16 protein-coding genes are annotated in these 18,036 nt (G+C 69.4%); 7 read left to right on the top strand and 9 right to left on the bottom strand.

Annotated elements, in window-relative coordinates; all coding sequences use genetic code 11:
• Positions 1-83: 83 nt before the first annotated feature.
• The gene (locus H0I76_RS11665) at positions 84-1,046 is read left to right on the top strand and encodes an NAD(P)-dependent oxidoreductase (RefSeq protein WP_200610035.1); all 963 of its coding nucleotides are present in this window, start codon (positions 84-86) and stop codon (positions 1,044-1,046) included.
• A 52-nt stretch (positions 1,047-1,098) separates the two neighbouring features.
• Here H0I76_RS11665 and H0I76_RS11660 read toward each other — a convergent pair whose 3' ends face one another.
• Positions 1,099-1,614 (bottom strand): pyroglutamyl-peptidase I family protein, encoded by a 516-nt coding sequence (locus H0I76_RS11660; protein WP_200610034.1) that lies wholly within the window; start codon positions 1,612-1,614, stop codon positions 1,099-1,101.
• A 138-nt stretch (positions 1,615-1,752) separates the two neighbouring features.
• On the opposite strand from H0I76_RS11660, the gene H0I76_RS11655 reads away from it, so the two are divergent.
• Positions 1,753-2,544, top strand: a complete 792-nt coding sequence (locus H0I76_RS11655; RefSeq protein WP_200610033.1) for an alpha/beta fold hydrolase — start codon at positions 1,753-1,755, stop codon at positions 2,542-2,544.
• Between the two features lie 250 nt (positions 2,545-2,794).
• On the opposite strand, the gene H0I76_RS19595 is transcribed toward H0I76_RS11655, so the two are convergent.
• Both H0I76_RS19595 and H0I76_RS11645 read right to left on the bottom strand, forming a co-directional pair.
• Positions 2,795-3,292: a GreA/GreB family elongation factor gene (locus H0I76_RS19595; protein ID WP_200610032.1), complete on the bottom strand. Its 498-nt coding sequence runs from the start codon at positions 3,290-3,292 to the stop codon at positions 2,795-2,797.
• Positions 3,289-5,250, bottom strand: a complete 1,962-nt coding sequence (locus H0I76_RS11645; RefSeq protein WP_200610031.1) for a protein meaA — start codon at positions 5,248-5,250, stop codon at positions 3,289-3,291. Before H0I76_RS11645 ends, H0I76_RS19595 begins: the two co-directional genes overlap by 4 nt.
• 321 nt (positions 5,251-5,571) lie before the next feature.
• Here H0I76_RS11645 and ccrA point away from each other — a divergent pair, with 321 nt between their 5' ends.
• The 3 genes from ccrA (at position 5,572) to H0I76_RS11630 (ending at position 10,097) form a co-directional block, all read left to right on the top strand.
• Positions 5,572-6,846, top strand: a complete 1,275-nt coding sequence (gene ccrA, locus H0I76_RS11640) for a crotonyl-CoA carboxylase/reductase (protein ID WP_200610030.1) — start codon at positions 5,572-5,574, stop codon at positions 6,844-6,846.
• Positions 6,847-7,028: 182 nt separating this feature from the next.
• The gene (locus H0I76_RS11635; protein WP_200610029.1) at positions 7,029-8,531 is read left to right on the top strand and encodes an AAA family ATPase; all 1,503 of its coding nucleotides are present in this window, start codon (positions 7,029-7,031) and stop codon (positions 8,529-8,531) included.
• A 63-nt stretch (positions 8,532-8,594) separates the two neighbouring features.
• Complete coding sequence (locus H0I76_RS11630; protein ID WP_200610028.1) at positions 8,595-10,097, top strand: DUF2125 domain-containing protein; 1,503 nt, start codon at positions 8,595-8,597, stop codon at positions 10,095-10,097.
• A gap of 79 nt (positions 10,098-10,176) precedes the next feature.
• Here the strand turns inward: H0I76_RS11630 and H0I76_RS11625 are convergent, their stop codons facing one another.
• The 5 genes from H0I76_RS11625 to H0I76_RS11605 form a co-directional block, all read right to left on the bottom strand.
• On the bottom strand, positions 10,177-10,494 hold the full coding sequence (locus H0I76_RS11625) for a YegP family protein (protein WP_200610027.1): 318 nt from the start codon (positions 10,492-10,494) through the stop codon (positions 10,177-10,179).
• 197 nt (positions 10,495-10,691) lie between these two features.
• The gene (locus H0I76_RS11620) at positions 10,692-11,363 is read right to left on the bottom strand and encodes a glutathione S-transferase (RefSeq protein ID WP_200610026.1); all 672 of its coding nucleotides are present in this window, start codon (positions 11,361-11,363) and stop codon (positions 10,692-10,694) included.
• A gap of 98 nt (positions 11,364-11,461) precedes the next feature.
• Positions 11,462-12,856, bottom strand: a complete 1,395-nt coding sequence (locus tag H0I76_RS11615) for a TRAP transporter large permease (RefSeq protein ID WP_200610025.1) — start codon at positions 12,854-12,856, stop codon at positions 11,462-11,464.
• Positions 12,853-13,509: a TRAP transporter small permease subunit gene (locus H0I76_RS11610; protein ID WP_200610024.1), complete on the bottom strand. Its 657-nt coding sequence runs from the start codon at positions 13,507-13,509 to the stop codon at positions 12,853-12,855. Before H0I76_RS11610 ends, H0I76_RS11615 begins: the two co-directional genes overlap by 4 nt.
• A gap of 84 nt (positions 13,510-13,593) precedes the next feature.
• Positions 13,594-14,616: a C4-dicarboxylate TRAP transporter substrate-binding protein gene (locus tag H0I76_RS11605; RefSeq protein ID WP_200610023.1), complete on the bottom strand. Its 1,023-nt coding sequence runs from the start codon at positions 14,614-14,616 to the stop codon at positions 13,594-13,596.
• 299 nt (positions 14,617-14,915) lie between these two features.
• Here H0I76_RS11605 and H0I76_RS11600 point away from each other — a divergent pair, with 299 nt between their 5' ends.
• Together H0I76_RS11600 and H0I76_RS11595 are read left to right on the top strand one after the other, a co-directional pair.
• Entirely contained in the window at positions 14,916-16,253 is a 1,338-nt protein-coding gene (locus H0I76_RS11600) for an MmgE/PrpD family protein (RefSeq protein WP_200610022.1), read from the top strand.
• A gap of 65 nt (positions 16,254-16,318) precedes the next feature.
• Positions 16,319-16,684 (top strand): cupin domain-containing protein, encoded by a 366-nt coding sequence (locus H0I76_RS11595; RefSeq protein WP_200610021.1) that lies wholly within the window; start codon positions 16,319-16,321, stop codon positions 16,682-16,684.
• Here the strand turns inward: H0I76_RS11595 and H0I76_RS11590 are convergent.
• A complete protein-coding gene (locus H0I76_RS11590) occupies positions 16,602-17,921 on the bottom strand; it encodes a patatin-like phospholipase family protein (RefSeq protein ID WP_200610020.1) in 1,320 nt (439 codons plus the stop codon). The two genes, H0I76_RS11595 and H0I76_RS11590, sit on opposite strands and share 83 nt — an antisense overlap.
• Positions 17,922-18,036 lie beyond the last annotated feature (115 nt).

The raw sequence follows: 18,036 nt of genomic DNA, 5'->3' as shown, positions 1-18,036 counted from the left end.
GGCCCGCCGACGGGCCGGAGCCGCCCGAACCATCCAGACACACACAAAGCGCGCAGAACGGCGCAGCAGGACAGGGGACAACCATGAAGACCGGTTTCATCGGCCTCGGCAATGTCGGGGGAAAGCTTGCCGCCTCGCTGCTCAGGGGCGGGATCGACCTCACCGTTCGGGACCTCGACCGCAAGGCGGGGGATTCCCTGGTCGGGAAGGGCGCGACCTGGGGCGACAGCCCCGCCGCGATGGCCGCAAGCTGCGACCTGATCGTCACCTGCCTGCCCTCGCCCGCAGCCTCGGCCGCGGTGATGGAGGGCGAGGACGGCGTCCTCTCGGCGATGTGGCCCGGCACCATCTGGGTCGAGATGTCGACCACCGACGCCGACGAGGTCCGCCGCATCGGGGCCAAGGTGGCCGAGCGCGGCGGCCATGCCGCCGACTGCCCGGTGACCGGGGGCGTGCACCGCGCCGCGTCGGGCAACATCGCGATCCTTGCCGGCTGCGAGCGCGAGGTGTTCGAGCGCCTGCTGCCCGTCCTGGGCCTGATGGGCCACGAGATCCTGCATTGCGGGGCGCTCGGCACCGCCTCGACGCTGAAGGTGATGACCAACGTGCTGGCGACGGCGAATCTCGTCTCGCTGTGCGAGGCGCTCGCGGTGATGCAGGCGGCGGGCATGGACCTCGCCACCACCTACGAGGCAATCCGCATCTCGTCGGGCAACTCCTTCACCCACGAGACCGAGAGCAAGCTGATCCTCTCGGGCTCGCGCAAGATCGACTTCACGATGCAGCTCGTGCTCAAGGACATCGGCCTGTTCCAGGCCATCGCCGACCGAACGGGCGTGCCGCTCGATCTCAACCCGCTGCTGATCCGCCTGTTCGAGGACGGTGCCCGGCGCTACGGCCCGAATGCGCAGTCGGACGACATCATCCGCCGCATCGAGGAGGTCACGGGCACCATGGTCACCGCGCCGGGCTTCCCGGACGAACTGGTCGACGACCTGCCAAAGGCACCGGGGCACGAGGTCGTCCCGCCCTCCGAGATCCGCTGAGGCGCGGCGCGGCACACGGTTTCCGCGGCGGACTTCCGGCGCGAGGGCTGCGTCATCTCTCCCGCAGCCCCGCACCGGCCAGTGCCGCCGACAGGGCGCGCGCGGCGCGCTCGGGCGTCCAGACCGGTCCCGGCGGCGGCAGGTGCATGAAGGCGACGCGGCGCGGACCCTCACCCAGCGCCGCCCAGTAGGTCGTGTCGCAGACATAGCCGCCCGCATCGCGCGACACCCGAACGGGCAGCCCCGCCGACCTGAGGGCGCCCAGCGCTTCCGGCCAACCCCAGCGCCCACGCCGCACCCCGCCGGCCCAGGGCGCGAGCGGGCCGGGGCGGGCAACCGTCTCGAGCCGCAGCACCGGGTCGGGCGCGAGGCCGGCGAGCAGCACCACCTCGGGCCCCTCGCGGGCGATCAGCTCGCGCACTGCTTGCGCCGCCGCGTGATGCTCGACGGGCAGACAGGCCGCCGCGACGTCGCGCAGCCGACCGCCCAGCAGGCGCACCGCCTCCCAGCTCGAATTGACCTGCCAGTGCCGGAAGGGCTCGAAGCCCGTCATCAGAACGCGCGCCATGGCGCCAGCATGGCGCGCGGTGCGGTGGCGCGCCAGCCTCGTGTATCGGCGTGCGGCACGGTCGAGGCGTCTTGCATCGCCCTGCCCCTGCGGCTAACCCCTGACGCGCGCGTTCGCCCCTGCGCTGGAGCCTTTGCCATGCCCGTGACCCTCGCCCATCTGGACTATCCCGCCGCCGGCGCCGAGACCGAGCCGCCGCTCCTGATCGCCCATGGGCTGTTCGGCCAGGGTCGCAACTTCCACACCCTGGCGCGGCGCCTTGCCGGGACACGGCAGGTGGTGGCGCTCGACATGCGTAACCATGGCGCCAGCCCATGGGACCCGGTGATGAGCTACGAGGCGATGGCCGAGGATCTCGCCGACGCGATCGAGCGGCACTGCGGCGGACGGGCCTCGGTGCTGGGGCACTCGATGGGCGGCAAGGCTGCGATGACCCTCGCGCTGAGCGAACCCGGGCTGGTGGCGGCGCTGGTGGTCGCGGACATCGCGCCCGTCGCCTATGCCCACTCGCATCTGGGCTATGTCCGGGCGATGCGCGCGCTCGACCTGGGAAGGGTCACGCGCCGCTCGGACGCCGACCCGCTGCTGGCCGACGCGGTCCCGGATGCGGGCCTGCGCGCCTTCATCCTCCAGGGCCTCGAGCTGAAGCAGGGCGTCGCGAAATGGCGCCTCAACCTCGCCGCGCTCGAGGCGAACATGGAGACGATCCTGAGCTTCCCCGCCGACCTGCCCGAGAGCGCCTATGAGGGCCCCGCCTTCTTCCTGCATGGCGCGGCCTCGGACTACGTCGCCCCCGAGACCCAGCCGCGCATCCGCGCGCTCTTCCCCGAGGCCGAAATCGAGGCAATCGACGGCGCGGGCCACTGGCTGCATGCCGAGAAGCCCGAGGAATTCGTGAGCCGGGTGGATGAGTGGTTGCGGTCGGTGTGAGGCCAAGCGGCCCTCTGCCGGTAGAGCTTTCACGCGTGAAAGTGAATTCATCACATTGAATTAAAACGATTTTCAAATCGGATCGGCGTGTGAAAGCCGGCGATTTCGCCAAGCAAAGACATGGTACACTGACGCGCCCCCATTGCGTCGCGCCGCGGCCGCCTGAGTCTGGGCGCGGATCTCTGGAGGGGGGATCGAAGAGTCGCCGCGAATCGAGCCCCGGGTCAGGCTCGCGGCTGCGATCCTTGCCTCAGACGAAACGGATCGCGGTGATCTCGAGCTCGATGCGCCCCGCCGGGCGCTCCCACACCGCCAGGTCGCCCACCTGCAGCCCGATCAGCGCGCGCCCCAGCGGCGAGAAGGCGGTGATCAACCCCTCGGCGGGATCTGCCTCGTCCTCGCCGACGATGCGGAAGACGCGGGAGGCACCCGCCTCGTCCTCGACCGTGACCTCGGCCCCGAAGGCGACGATGCCGGGCGGCTGGGCGGCGGGATCCACCGGGATCGCGCGGCGCAGGCGCTCCTCGATGAACCGCAGATCGCGCTCGGCGACCGCGATGGGCGAGCGCACCGCGAGGTCATCGCCCCGCGCCTTCAGCGCCGCAAGCTCGGCACGCGTTGCCGCGAGGCGCTGCTGGAGCGCCGCGAGCCCCTGGGGCGTCACGTAGTTGGGATGCGGGCTCTGCGGCAGGTCCGGCAGAACCTCGGGGGCGGAGCCGTCATCCTCCTTTGTGAAGGCCCGGCTCACGCTGCCTCCATCGCTCCCTCGCCCACCAGCTTGACGATATCGGCCATGATCCGGTTGAGCTCGAAATCCTTGGGCGTGTAGACCCGCGCGACACCAGCCGCCATCAGGGCGCGGGCGTCCTCCTCGGGGATGATGCCGCCCGCGACCACCGGCACATCGTCGAGGCCGGCGGCGCGCATGCGCTCGACCACCTCGGTGACCAGTTCCATGTGGCTGCCCGAGAGGATCGACAGGCCGACCACATGTGCGCCTTCCTCAAGCGCCGCGTTGACGATCTGGGCGGGCGTGAGGCGGATGCCCTCGTAGACCACCTCCATCCCGCAGTCGCGCGCGCGGACGGCGATCTGCTCGGCGCCGTTCGAATGGCCGTCGAGACCCGGCTTGCCGACGAGGAACTTGATCCGCCGTCCGAGCCTGCGCGACACCGCATCGACGTCGGCGCGGATCGCGTCGAGCCCCTCGGACGAGGCCGAGACGGCCTTGCCCACACCGGTCGGCGCGCGATACTCGCCGAACGCCTCGCGCATGACGCGGCCCCATTCGCCGGTCGTGACGCCCGCCTTCGCGGCGGCGATCGACGGGGGCATGATGTTCTCGCCCTCGCGCGCGGCGCGCGCCAGCGCGTCGATGGCCGCACGGGCCGCCGCCTCGTCGCGGCCCGCGCGCCAATCCTTCAGCCGCTCGACCTGCTCGGCCTCGACGGCCGGATCGACGACGAGGATGCCGCCCTCGCCCGCGGTCAGCGGCGACGGCTCGGTGCCGGTGAAGCGGTTGACGCCGACCACGGTGATCTCGCCCGCCTCGATGGCGGCGAGACGGCGGGTGTTCGACTCGACCAGCGCGCCCTTCATGTGGTCGATGGCCGCAACCGCGCCGCCCATCTCGTCGATCTTGGCAAGCTCGTCGCGGGCCCCGGCCTTCAGCGCCTCGACCCTGGCGTCCACCGCGGGGTTGCCGTCGAAGAGGTCGCCGAACTCCAGGAGGTCGGTCTCGTAGGCCAGGATCTGCTGCATCCGCAGCGACCACTGCTGGTCCCAGGGACGCGGCAGGCCCAGCGCCTCGTTCCAGGCGGGCAGCTGCACCGCGCGGGCGCGCGCCTTCTTCGACAGCGTCACGGCCAGCATCTCGATCAGGATGCGGTAGACGTTGTTCTCGGGCTGCTGCTCGGTGAGCCCGAGGCTGTTCACCTGAACGCCATAGCGGAAGCGGCGCAGTTTCGGGTCGCTCACCCCGTATCGGGTCTCGCAGATCTCGTCCCACAGGTCGACGAAGGCGCGCATCTTGCACATCTCGGTGACGAAGCGGATGCCGGCGTTCACAAAGAACGAGATGCGCCCGACGATGCCGGGGAAGTCCTCGGCGCTGACGCGGGGGCGCACCTCGTCCAGCACCGCGCAGGCGGTGGCGAGCGCGAAGGCCAGTTCCTGCTCGGGCGTCGCGCCCGCCTCCTGCAGGTGATAGCTGCACACGTTCATCGGGTTCCATTTCGGAACCTCGGCATAGCAGTAGGCCGCGACGTCGCCGATCAGGCGCAGGCTGGGCTCGGGCGGGAAGACATAGGTGCCGCGGCTGAGATATTCCTTGATGATGTCGTTCTGCACCGTGCCCTGGAGGCGAGAGATGTCGGCGCCCTGCTCCTCGGCGACCGCGACATAGAGCGCCAGCAGCCAGGCCGCCGTCGCGTTGATCGTCATCGAGGTGTTCATTTCCTCGAGCGGAATCTGGTCGAACAGCGTGCGCATGTCGCCGATATGGCTGACCGGCACGCCAACCTTGCCCACCTCGCCCCGCGCCAGCGGATCGTCACTGTCATAGCCGGTCTGGGTCGGCAGGTCGAAGGCGACCGAAAGCCCGGTCTGCCCCTTGGCGAGGTTCGCGCGGTAAAGCTCGTTCGACCTGGCCGCGGTCGAATGGCCGGCATAGGTGCGGAAGAGCCAGGGGCGGTCGCGCTCGGTCATGGTGTGCCTCTCCGAAGGGTCATGGTCGATTCGTGGAGAATCGGCTCCTGCCGCTCTAGCTTATTTCGCAGCGCAGCGCAAAATGGATTGAAATTTTATGTCTCGGTTGGCGCTATGACAGCAAGTTTTCGTCGGATTTTGTCGGAAACTGCGCGTTTCTCGCGGTGATACGCGCCCGAATGCAGGGCATCAAGCTTTCTCCTGTCGCGCTGCACAAAAGCCCTTGCGCAGATGCAACGGCAATGTCATTAACGCGGAAAGATCGATTTTGAACGATTGTTGCGCGGCGTGGCCGGGCAACGCCACCGCAGGAGACGAGACATGGACGGCGCCTCGGCCACCCAAGCCCCGCTGAAGGATCTCTACGAAGTTGGCGAGATCCCGCCCCTGGGCCATGTGCCCGCGCAGATGTACGCCTGGTGCATCCGCAAGGAACGCCATGGTGAGCCGGACACCGCGATGCAGGTCGAAGTCGTCGACACCCCCGAGGTCGACAGCAACGAGGTGCTGGTTCTCGTGATGGCGGCTGGCGTCAACTACAACGGCGTCTGGGCCGCGCTGGGCAAGCCGATCAGCCCCTTCGACGGGCATGGCGCACCCTATCACATCGCAGGTTCGGATGCCTCGGGCATCGTCTGGAAGGTCGGCGACAAGGTGAAGCGCTGGAAGGTGGGTGACGAGGTCGTCATCCACTGCAACCAGGACGATGGCGACGACGAGGAGTGCAACGGCGGCGACCCGATGTACTCGCCCAGCCAGCGCATCTGGGGCTACGAGACGCCCGACGGCTCGTTCGCGCAGTTCACCCGGGTGCAGGCGCAGCAGTTGATGGCGCGCCCCAAGCACCTGACCTGGGAGGAGGCGGCCTGCTACACGCTGACGCTGGCCACCGCCTACCGCATGCTGTTCGGCCACGAGCCGCATGACCTCAAGCCCGGCGACAACGTGCTGGTCTGGGGGGCCTCGGGCGGGCTCGGCTCCTACGCGATCCAGCTGATCAACACCGCGGGAGCGAACGCGATCGGCATCATCTCGGACGAGGACAAGCGCGACTTCGTGCTGGGCCTCGGCGCCAAGGGCGTGATCAACCGCAAGGACTTCAAGTGCTGGGGCCAGCTGCCGAAGGTGAACACCCCCGAATACAAGGAGTGGTTCACCGAGGCGCGCAAGTTCGGCAAGGCCATCTGGGACATCACCGGCAAGGGCAACAATGTCGACATGGTGTTCGAGCACCCGGGCGAGGCGACCTTCCCGGTCTCGGTCTTCGTCGTGAAGCGCGGCGGCATGGTGGTGATCTGCGCGGGCACCACGGGCTACAACCTGACCTTCGACGTGCGGTACCTGTGGATGCACCAGAAGCGCGTGCAGGGCAGCCACTTCGCCAATCTCAAGCAGGCCTCGGCCGCGAACAAGCTGATGCTCGAACGCCGGCTGGATCCCTGCATGTCCGAGGTCTTCGACTGGGCGGGCATTCCGGAAGCCCACATGAAGATGATGAGAAACGAGCACAAGCCGGGGAACATGGCGGTGCTGGTCTCGGCACCCACGACGGGCCTGCGCACCATCGAGGATGCGCGCGAGGCCGCGTCGCAATAACCAAGAACCGGCCCAGGTCCGGGAGGGAGACGCCAACGCCGCGCCGGGGTGCACCCGGCGCGGCATGCTTTTTTGGCACCGTGATGTTGCAGCCACCCGTCGGAGCGACAGGAAATGCCATGCGGCGGCGGCGGGCGTGAAACGCACTGGCCGCGCGGCGGATGCCGCCTTAGACAGGAGCAATGCTCGAGACCCGGCCCGAACCCATCCCGCTTTCGTCCGACCAGGCCGCCGCCTGGGAGGTCCTGTCGGCGCGCCTCGCCGCGCATGGCGTCGACCTTGCGGAGGGCGGCACGACCCCGCGCACGGCCGAGGGCACCGATGGCGAAGTGCTGGCGGTCACCGGCAAGGCGGGCTCGGGCAAGACGGTGCTGCTGGCCCAGCTGGCGCATGAGCTCGCCGCCGCGGGCCTGCGCACCGTGCGACCAGATTACGAGCCGAAGCGGCGCGAGGCGCGGTCCTTCGCGGTGCTGGCGCCGACCAACAAGGCGGCCTCCGTCCTGCAGGCGCGCGCCGTGCCCGCCACCACGATCCACCGCATCGTCTACACGCCGGTCTACGATCCGGACTTCGAGGAGATCGCCGAGTGGATCGCCGGCGAGCGGCGCGAGAAGCCCTCGACCGAAGTGATGACCCCCGACGCGCTGGACCGCGCCAAGGCGTCGTTCGAGAGCCACGGCTCGGTCGCCAGCGCGCTCGCCGCCGCGGGTGTCCGGGGATCGGACTTCATCACCGGCTGGAAACGGCGAGACGAGCCGCTCGACATCGCGCTGGTCGACGAGGCCTCGATGCTCGAGCCACGCCAGCTCGAGGACCTCAGGGAGATCTTCGGGCTCGTCATCCTGTTCGGCGATCCCGCGCAGCTGGCCCCGGTGGGCGAGCGCGGCGCGATGGTGTTCGACGGCCTTCCCGACGATCGGCGCCTCCGGCTCGAGCGCATTCACCGCCAGGCGGGGGACAGCCCGATCCTCGATCTCGCACATCTGCTGGGCCGCGAGGGCCTCGATTTCGAGGCCTTCGAGGAGGCAGTGCGCGAGCGCGCGGCGAAGGACGAGCGCGTCGTGATCGCGCCCCGCGCCGATGCCGACCTGATGTGCGAAAGCCCGATGCTGGTCTGGCGCAACAAGACGCGGCTGAGGCTGATCGCGGCCTTCCGCGCCGCGCACGGCATTCCGCCCGAGAGCCTGGTGCCGGGCGAGCCGCTGATCTGCGACGGGCTCGAGCTGCCGCTCAAGCGCCGCAAGGAGCGCATCGCGCTGGAAGCGCGCGGGCTGATCAAGGGGGCGCAGGCGATCTATCTCGGCCCCGGCTCGAAGCCCGCCTACCAGAAGGTGCGCATCCTCGGGACCGGCGAGCCGGGCGTGAACGTGGGCTCGATCATCCAGATCGAGCAGCCCGACGGCGCCGAGCCGGTGCTGGTGTCGGCCGCGCGGATGGGCGCCCTGTTCCTGCATGGCGCCGCGGTCACGATCCACAAGGCGCAGGGCTCGCAATGGCCGCGCGTGCAGGTGTTTGCGCCCGATCTGTGGGCCGCCTCGCGCGCCGGACAGATCGAGGCTGGTCTTCCGCTGTGGAAGCGCCTGGCCTATGTCGCTATCACGCGTGCCGAGCGCGAGTTGATCTGGGTGACGCGCGCGATGATCGGCCGGGCGACGACGCCGCTGGGCGGATCCGGAACGGAATGACGGCGGACTGACATCGGAATGACCCTGCGCACGGCGGGGCGGCAAGAGGCGGGAGAGACGCGGATGCGCCGAGCGGCAATCTACGGGGGCTCGACCCTCGTTCTCGCAGCGGCGGGCTGGAGCGCCCTGTGGTTCACGGGGCGCGGCGAGCTTGCCGAGCGGCTCGACCTCGAGCGCGAGCGGCTGCTGGCCCAGGGGATCGAGGTCGAGCACCAGCCGCCGCTCATCGGCGGCTTTCCCTTCGGCTATGAGGTCGAGCTGCGCGAGATCGCGCTCAGCGACCGCGCGAGCGGCCTGACGGCGCAGCTTCCGGTGGTGACCGCCACAACGGATCTGGGCGACGTGGAGCGCGTGCTCTACCGCCTTCCGCCCACATTCTTCGTCGAACTGCCCGGCGCGGACGCCGCCGAAGGTGCCGACCCGGTCAGGGTCGAGTTCGAGACCGAGGAGATGGTGGTCGAGCAGCGCTTCGCCGAGGCGCGGCCGGCGGCGATGGCGGTCCGGGCAAAGTCCGCGCTGGCGGTGCATGCAGCCGAGGGCCAAGCGCTGAACGCGGCCATCGAGCTTGGGCAGATCGACGCGACGCTGGACCTGCCCATGGCCGCACAGGGCGCGGAGACCGCCCTTCGTCTTGCCGTGGGATCGGTCGACTACCTCGTGACCGGCGAGACCGAGACCGGCGCCCCCACCCGGCTCGAGGGAGGTGCCCAGCGGCTCGGCCTGACGGCGACGACGGACCAGCGCACCCCCGCCGCCGTGCTGGCGGTTCTGGCGGGCGCCCCGGGCGGGGGCCGGCTGGCGGCAACGCTGCAGGCCGAGGGGACGCGGATCGAGGGCGCGGTCGGCGCGGCCGACATCCCGCAGAGCGGCCGGCTCAGCTTGTCGAGCGGGGCAACCGGCGGCGTGTTCCGCATCGAGGGCGGGCAGCTCTCGCTGTCGTCGTCGAGCGAGAACAACCGTCTCGAGCTCGTGCCGGGCGACCCGTCGATCCGGCTGCAGGGCGCGGCGGTGATCGACCGGATCGAGACGGTCTACCGCTCGCCGCTGATGCCGGCCGAGGCGATGGACGAACTTGCCCTGCGCATTGCTATGGGAAAGATCACGCCCGATGCCGGGCTGTGGCGCGCCATCGACCCCGAGGAAGCGCTGGTGCGGGCGCCCGGCGAGGTCATCCTCGACCTGCTCGGCACCGCGCGGATGCTGGCGGACGAGGAGACAGGCCTGCCGATGGGCGCGGAGCTGGGCAACCTGACGCTGCGCAGCGCGGACCTGTCGCTGCTGGGGGCCTCGGCCGAACTGCGCGGCGATCTCGAGTTCCTGCAGCCGGCGAACCGGCCCGTCGGCCGGCTGACGCTGACGCTGACGCGCAGCATGGAACTGGTGGGCGAACTGGTCCGCGCGGGGTTGCTGGACATCTCGGCCGCGCAGCTGGCGACGGCGATCGCGGCGAACTACACCCAGCCGGGCGCGACGCCGCAGACGCTGGTCAGCGACCTCGAGTTCAGGGACGGAACGATCTGGGTCAACGGCGAGGAGGGATGGTCCTTCGGCCCACCCGCACCATGAGTGTTCCCGGTGGTGGGCACCGGGACGCGTGGTCCGTCAACACGGGTCGAGGGGCACCTGAATCGGGCAGCGCTGCGGCTCAGCCCGGGGTGTAGCCCTGTCGCGCGGCATTCGCCTCGGCATCCGCCTTGGCGTTATAGCCCTCGGAAGCCGCGCCGATGATCTTGCCGTTCGAGGCCATCCGGCGCCAGCGCCACTGGCCGCGCTTGTCCTTGTAGATTTCCCACTTATCCTTGGGGTTGGGTCCGCGGTTCATGTTGGCTTCGCAGTCCGACTTGGACTTGTAGCCCTCGCATGCCGCTCCCACGATCCGGCCGTTCGCCGACGAGATGCGGCGCCAGCGCCACTCTCCCCGTTTGTCTTGATAGACCTCGAACTTGTCGCCCTCTCCGACCATGATACCTCCATATGGCTGACCTATGGGACCCCCCATGCCGGCGGTCTTGCGCCGCCGTGGTCGCTCACATTGGAGAATGAGGTGGGGTGCGGCAAGCCCAAAAACCCCTTGCGCAGACGACATGGCGCCCCATTGCCCGAGATTGGCACAGAAACGCGCGTGCCGCGCCGGAGCCTGCCGGCGGTGCGGCGGGGTCGTCAGCCAACGGCCTCGTAGCGCGCGATGCGCTCGGGATCGTCCCGCCCGTCGGCGATCCAGCGCGCGACGGCGGGGTGCGCGAGCAGGCGGCGCGCATAGGGCTCGGTCGCGGAGGTCAGCAGCGCGTAGCTCTCGAGCCGCGTCGCCACCGGCGCGAAAAAGACATCGGCCGCCGAGAAGGCCGCGCCGCCAAGCCACGGCCCGCCGGTCACTGCCAGCGCATGCGTCCAGAGCTCCGCAAGCCGCGCGAGATCGGCGTCGAGGCCATCGGGCGGCGCCGCCAGCGCCCGCCCCCGGCGGTGCAGGTTCATCGGGCAGGCGCCCCGCAGCATCTGGAACCCGGCATGCATCTCGGCCGCGAGGCTGCGCGCCAGCGCGCGATGGTCGGGATCGGCGGGCCAGATGCCCGCATCCGGGTGCCGCTCGGCCAGCGTCTCGGCGATCGCGAGGCTGTCCCACAGACGCACCGTGCGCGCGCCTTCGGTGATCTCGAGGATCGGGACCGTGCGTGCCGGCGCGAGATCGCGCTGCATCGCCTCGAACTCGGGCGTGTAGAGGCGAACGAGACGCTCCTCGAAGCCCAGACCGAAGGCGGCCAGCAAGAGCCATCCGCGCATCGACCAGCTGGAATAGGCCTTCTGCGCGATCACGATGCGATAGCTGGCGGTCATGGTATCCCCCCTGCGTTGCGCGACCGGCGCCCGACCGGCCGGAGGGGAAAACAGTGGCCGGGCACGGCCGGCCACTGCAATCGACATTTCGTGATGGCTCAGGGTGCGATCAGTGATGGCAGCCAGAGCACGATACCCGGGAACGCGATCAGCACCGCCACGGTGACCACGTCGGCGATGAAGAACGGCGAAGCGCCCCGGAACACGTCCTGCACCGAGATGTCGTGCCGCTCGCCCGCGACGCCGGCCACGACGAAGCAGTTGAGCCCGATCGGTGGCGTGATCAGGCACAACTCGGCCATCTTGACCACGATGATCCCGAACCAGACCGCGCACTGATCGGCCGACATGCCGAGCGCCGAGGTCTCGGCCGTGACGTTGAGGCCGCCATTGAGCGCGATCACCGCCGGGAAGGTGATCGGCAGCGTCAGGATCAGCATGCCGATCGCATCCATGAACATGCCCAGCACGACATAGGCGCCAAGGATGATCATCAGCGTCAGCATCGGGGACTGCTCGAGCCCCCCGATCCAGGCGGCGAACTGCCCGGGAAGGTCGGCGAAGCCCAGATAGCGCACATAGATCAGCACGCCCCAGATCATCGTGAAGATCATCGCCGAGAGCTTTGCGGACTCGAACAGCGCGCCCTTGAGCTGCCCCCAGCGCATGCCGCGCTGGATCGCCATCACCAGCACCACGAAGGCGCCGAGCGCGCCCGCCTCGGTCGGCGTGCCCCAGCCGCCATAGATGCAGAAGATGATGATGAAGACGACGAACATGATCGGCAGCGCGCCGGGCAGGCTCTCGAACCGCTCGCGCCAGGTGAACCCGCGTACCGGCGGCCCGAGGTCGCCGCGCCAGCGCGCCAGCCCGATGATCAGCCCCGCATAGATCACCGCCGACACGAGCCCGGGCAGGAAGCCCGCCATCAGGAGCTGCCCGACCGAGCTTTCGGTGATGATCGCGTAGATCACCAGGATCGCCGAAGGCGGGATCAGCGAGGCGAGCGTGCCGCCTGCCGCCACCACGCCCGCGGCGAAGCGCTTGTCGTAGCCGAGCTTGAGCATCTCGGGGATCGCGACGCGCGCGAACACCGCCGAGGTCGCGACCGAGGCGCCCGACACGGCGGCAAAGCCCGCGGTGGCGAAGACGGTGGAGACGCCGAGCCCCCCCGGCATCCACCCGGCCCAGCGTTTCGCGGCTTCGAACAGCGCGCGCGTGAAGCCCGCGTAGTAGGCGAGGAAGCCGATCAGGATGAAGGTCGGGATCAGGCCGAGCACATGGCTCGACATCTTCGAATGCGGCACCTGCCCCGCGATCTGCAGCGCCGTGAAGAAGCCTCGGTCGAAGCCCTGCCCGCGGTCGACCGCGAAGATCGACCACAGGCCGATGAAGCCGACCAGCGCGGTCGCGAAGGCGACGCGGACGCCGACAAGCACGAAGGCGATCAGGACGCCGGCAAGGAGGATCGAGATCTCGGTTGCGTGGGTCATCGCGAACCCTCCGCGCTGGCCGCGTCGTCATCGAGGCCCGAGACGGTCTCGGCCTCGTGCTGGGCCTGCTCGGCCGCGGTCTCGATCAGCGGCACGGCAACCGGCCGGTCGCCGCCGTCGCGGATGGCGACGGCATAGGCCCAAAGCTGCAGGATGCAGCGCAGGCAGAGGAAGCCGAGCATGACCGGCACCACCAGCTTGATGGGCCAGATCGGCAGGCCGATGTCGATGGTCGAGTCGCGGCTCCACATCGGCGCGTTCCAGTCGAACGAGCGCTCGAAATGCAGCCAGCTGCCCCACATGATGACGATGCTGATGGCCAGGATCACGAGGATGCCGATGAACTCGAAGATCCAGACCGACCGGCCCTTGAGATTGCCCAGGACGAGGTCCATGCGGATGTGCCCGCCGAGGCGCTGACAGAAGGCGATGCCGAAGAAGGCGATCAGCGGCACCGCCTGCTCCATCCAGTCGACGAAGCCCGGCACCGGCATGTTCAAGAGCTTGCGCCCGAGGATGTTGGCGACCGAGACGAACATCACGCCGAGGATGGTCATCCCGGCGAGCAACGCCATCGCCCGCTCGACGACGAAGAGCGCGCGGTCTGCGCGGCTGACGGCTGAGCCGTCCTCAAGAACGGATTGTGCCGTCATGGCTCCGCCCTCCCTGAGTGTTCCGATTTTATGGAAGCGGTGCGGGCGGCGCTCCCGCTCGGGGCGCCGCCCGGATGCGCCGGCTCAGCTGCCGCCGCGGGACTCCTTGAGAGCGTCCTTGACGGTCTGCAGCAGCTCTTCCGCCGGCAGACCCTGCGCCGTCATCTCCTCGAGCCACTGCTTGCGGATGGCGCCTGCCGCCTGCTCCTCGAAAACGGCGATCTGATCGTCAGTGTAGGTGACGCGCTGCACGCCCTTCTCGTTGAGCGCGGCCTCCCACTTCTTGAACACCTCGCCATAGTTCTCGATGTAGTAGGCGATCGCCTCGTCGATCGACTCGTCGAGCGCCTGGCGCTCGGCATCGGACAGCGCCTCGTACGCGTCGATGTTGACCACCACCGGGCAGTTCACGGTGCCGGGGTTAAGGTTGGTCGTCCACCACTTGGCGAGGTCGATCGTGCGGAAGCTGAAATGCGCGTGCTGCGCGAAAGCGACCGAGTCGACGACGCCCGATTCCATCGCGTTGTAGGCCTCGGCCGAGGTGACCGAGGTCGGCGTCGCGCCGATGGTGCGGAATGCCTCGCCGATGCCTCCGGTCGCACGGATGCGCATGCCCTGGTAGTCCTCGAGCTTCTCGGGCGCCTTGCCGACGCCGGCCACGTTGTACTGCGGCATGGGCGAGGTCATGAGGAGCCGGGCATTCCAGCGCGCGAGATCCTTCTGCGTCGCCGGATGACCGTAGACGGCGTTCGAGACCGCGACCTCTTCCTCGAGCGTGTTGACGCCGAGGAACGGCAGTTCGAGCACCGTCAGGGTCGGGTTCTTGTCGGGGTGATACCCGGCGCAGAACTGCGCCATCTCGAACGCGCCGATCGAGATGCCGTCGAGGTTCTCCTTCTCGTTGGAGAGACCACCGTAGGAGATGTTGAAGGTGAACTCTCCGTTGGTCTTTTCCGCCACGAGGTCGCCGAGCTTGTGGATGTGCTCGGTGAAGGCGCGCCGCTTGCCCCAGACCGAGACGTTCCAGGTCGTTGCCATTGCCTCGGTTGCGCCGAATGCGGCGGCTACGGCGACCAGCGCGGTCAGCTTGAGCTTGCCGATCGTCATGGTGTGTCCACTCCCTTGTCGTGTTGTTGATGTCTTGCCAGGTATGTTCCTGTCGCAAACGCAGGCGTGAGAGTAGCAGGGAGTGGACCGGAATCCAGACCAACTATGCGCCGATTCGAAAGAATCGGGCGCCTGCGCCTCTTCGCTGCCCGGCACCATCATTTTCCGCAGATCCGTCGCCCGCCGCGGCGATGGATGCGGCCATGCTGTCGCGAAGTTGTCGCAAGGCCGGACATTTCGTGCAGCGCGGCCACCCGCCGACGTGGGAGTCTCGTGCAACCATGAGGGGAGGACGCGCCATGGCAACCCAGTTCATCCACGAGCTTCGCTTCGCCGACCTGCCGCAGGACGTGCGCCATGCCGCGCGGATCGCGCTGCTCGACACGCTGGGCGTTGCGGCCGCGGCGACGCGGACCGAAAGCTCGCGCATCGCACGGGACCATGCCGCCGCGCTGTTCGGCGCCGGGACAGCGGCGGCGTCGCTGCTGTTCGACGGACGCAGGGTCAGCCCGGCGGGCGCGGCCTTCGCCGCCGCCTCGACCATCGACGCGGTCGACGGCCATGATGGCTGGCGGCCGTCGAAGGGGCATGCCGGTTGCCATGTGATCCCCGCGGCGCTGGCCATGTGCGAGGCCGAGGCGATCGAGGCCGGAGAGGAGCTGCTGCTCCAGACCGTGATCGGCTACGAGATCGGCTGCCGGGTTGCGGCGGTCCAGCACGCCACGGTGCCCGAATACCATGCCTCGGGCTCGTGGGGCGCGGTCGGGACCGCGGCCGTGGGTGCGCGTGCGCTGGGTCTGAACGCGGCACAGACCCGCGAGGCGCTGGGCATCGGCGAATATCACGGCCCGCGAAGCCAGATGCTGCGCGTCACCACCACCCCGACGATGGTCAAGGACAGCTCGGGCTGGGGCGCGATGGTCGGCGTCGCCTCGGCCTACCTCGCGCGCGACGGCTTCACCGGCGCGCCGGCGGTCACGGTCGAGGCGCCCGAGGCGGCCGAGTGGTTCTCGAGCCTGGGATCGCGCTGGATCATGACCGAGCAGTACATCAAGCCCTACCCCACCTGCCGATGGTCGCATGCCCCGATCCGCGCGGCGCTGGAACTGGCGGCCGAGCACGGGCTCACGCATCGCGACATCGCCCGCGTCGAGGTTCGCAGCTTCCGCGAGGTGCTGACCCTTGCAACCGCACGCCCGCGCACGACGGACGAGGCGCAGTACTCGGTTCCCTTCCCGGTCGCGGCGGCGCTGGTGCGCGGCAAGGTCGGCCCCGACGAGATCGACGGCGACATCCTGCGCGATCCCGAGGTGCTGCGCCTGTCCAAGGGCATGCGGCTGGTCGAGGACCCCGACTGCAGCGCCGCCTACCCCGCCCGGCGCGTCGCCCAGGTGGCCTTCGAGCTGACCGACGGCCGCCGGGTCGAAAGCCCGATGACCGAGCCGCTCGGCGACCCCGAGCGTGCGCTGACCGAGGCCCAGATCCGCGAGAAGTTCCGCAGCTACGCCGCGCCCGTCGCCGGCGCGCGGCGGACCGGCGCCCTCGAGCAGGCGCTGATGGCGGTCGAGAGCGAGAGCGTCCCGGGCCTTCTGGCCCTGCTCACGCCGCCGCCGGCGATGGCCGCGGCCGCCGAGTAGGCCTTGCGCAGGCGGGTTGGGGCGCGCGATGCTCGTGTGCCCCACCTCACCCGCCGGAGCGCTTCATGACCGATCTCATCTTCGTCACCACAGACGGCCCCGGGGCGCCTGCACCCGAGCGCGACACCCCCGATCCGGCGAAGCTGATCGAGGGCAGCCACGCCACGACGACGTGGAACGCCTTCGAGGGCGAGGATGGCCGGCTCTTCTGCGGGATCTGGGCGGCAGAGCCCGGCACGGTGGCGATCGACTACACCGAGTGGGAGTTCTGCCACATCATCGCGGGCGCCGCCGTGCTGACCAACGAGGCGGGCGAAAGCTGGACGGTGCGGGCGGGCGACGCCTTCGTCATCCCCCCGGGGTTCCGGGGGACGTGGCAGACGCTCGAGCCCGTGCAGAAGCACTACGTGATCCTGCTTCCACCGAGTTGATCGCACCCTCTAGCCCCGGCGCGAAGTCCGGGGGCACCGGCGACCACAGGTCGCCCGCCTTGCCGCGCTCGTAGCCGAGATCATAGAGCGCCCGCATGTAGACGGGGTCGAAGGCCTCCTCGGGCTCGAGATCGAAATCCCGCGGGATCCAGGTCACCTTGAGCTTGATCCCGTCGCGCTGTGCGACCGCATAGATCTTGTAGATGTCACCGGTCCCCGCCCCGCCCAGCAGGCTGGAGGCAGCCGTCCCCGCGATCGACAAAACGCGCGGGCGCACGATCTCGTAGGGCTTCTTGAGCTTGTTGTTCATCACGACATAGACTGTGCGGTCGACGCGCGCGCCAAGCGCCCGGTCGACCTCGCGCAGCGAAAGCTCGGGCGGCAGCAGCATCACCTGCTGCGTCGCCCCGCCATCGACATGCATCTCGTCGTAGCGCGTGCCGTCGGGTGTCACGACGGGGATCAGCACCGGCGGAAAGGCGGCCGGGATCGCGGATGACGCCTGGATCACGTCCTGGATCAGCCGCTTGGCGTCGGGCGATCCGCTGGCGGCGATCCCGGTGATGTTCCAGACCACCGGGCGCGACGCGTCGAGATTGGTCGTGCCGATCAGGAGCGTGCGCCCGCGCGCGGATTGCTCGGCAAGCTGCGCCACGACCGCATCATCGACGTAAGACTCGATCAGGCGCCGGTAGCCCGAGGTGTCGGTCACGGCCGTGCCGCCCAGCAGGGCCGCAAAGATCGCGGGGGTCAGCAGCTGGTCGGTCGTGTAGCTGGTGTAGATCGCCTCGAGCTCGTCGTCGTAATCGGGCCCGAGGAAGGCGAAGAGGCCGACGATTGCGCCGGTGCTGATCCCGGTGACGGTGGAGAATTCGGGCCGGTCTCCCTTGTCGGTCCAGCCCCTCAGAAGGCCCGCGCCGAACGCGCCATCCGGCCCACCGCCCGAGAAGGCGATGCTTACATCGGCGATCGGGCGCCCTTCGGCGATGTCGGTGGCGCGCGCCAAGCGGGCACGCGCGATCGCCGCTTTCACGATCGCCTCGCGCCGGTCTTCACCCACGTTGTCGCCCCAGGCGCGGATCGTCACGCCTTCGATGCCGTAGGGCGCGGCCTCGTCGATCTTGTCCTCGGGCACACCCTTGCGGACCAGGACCGTGGTGCATGCCGAGAGGACGAGCGCCATGAGAAGCAGGGAGGCAAACGCGGTGGCGCGTCTCGCGCCTGATCCCTCGGCCATCATGCGCTCCCTGGTTTGCTGCATCGCTTTCGCGGGGACGGAATCGCGGCGTCACGCGAGCCGCCGCGGCCGCATTCTAGGGAAACCGGGGCGCTGCGGCCAGCCGGCCGGGCGC

The organism is Thermohalobaculum xanthum, from assembly GCF_016623495.1.
GTDB lineage: Bacteria > Pseudomonadota > Alphaproteobacteria > Rhodobacterales > Rhodobacteraceae > Thermohalobaculum > Thermohalobaculum xanthum.
The sequence above is the reverse complement of the archived record's forward strand: the minus strand, read 5'-3'. Positions and strand labels throughout refer to the sequence as shown.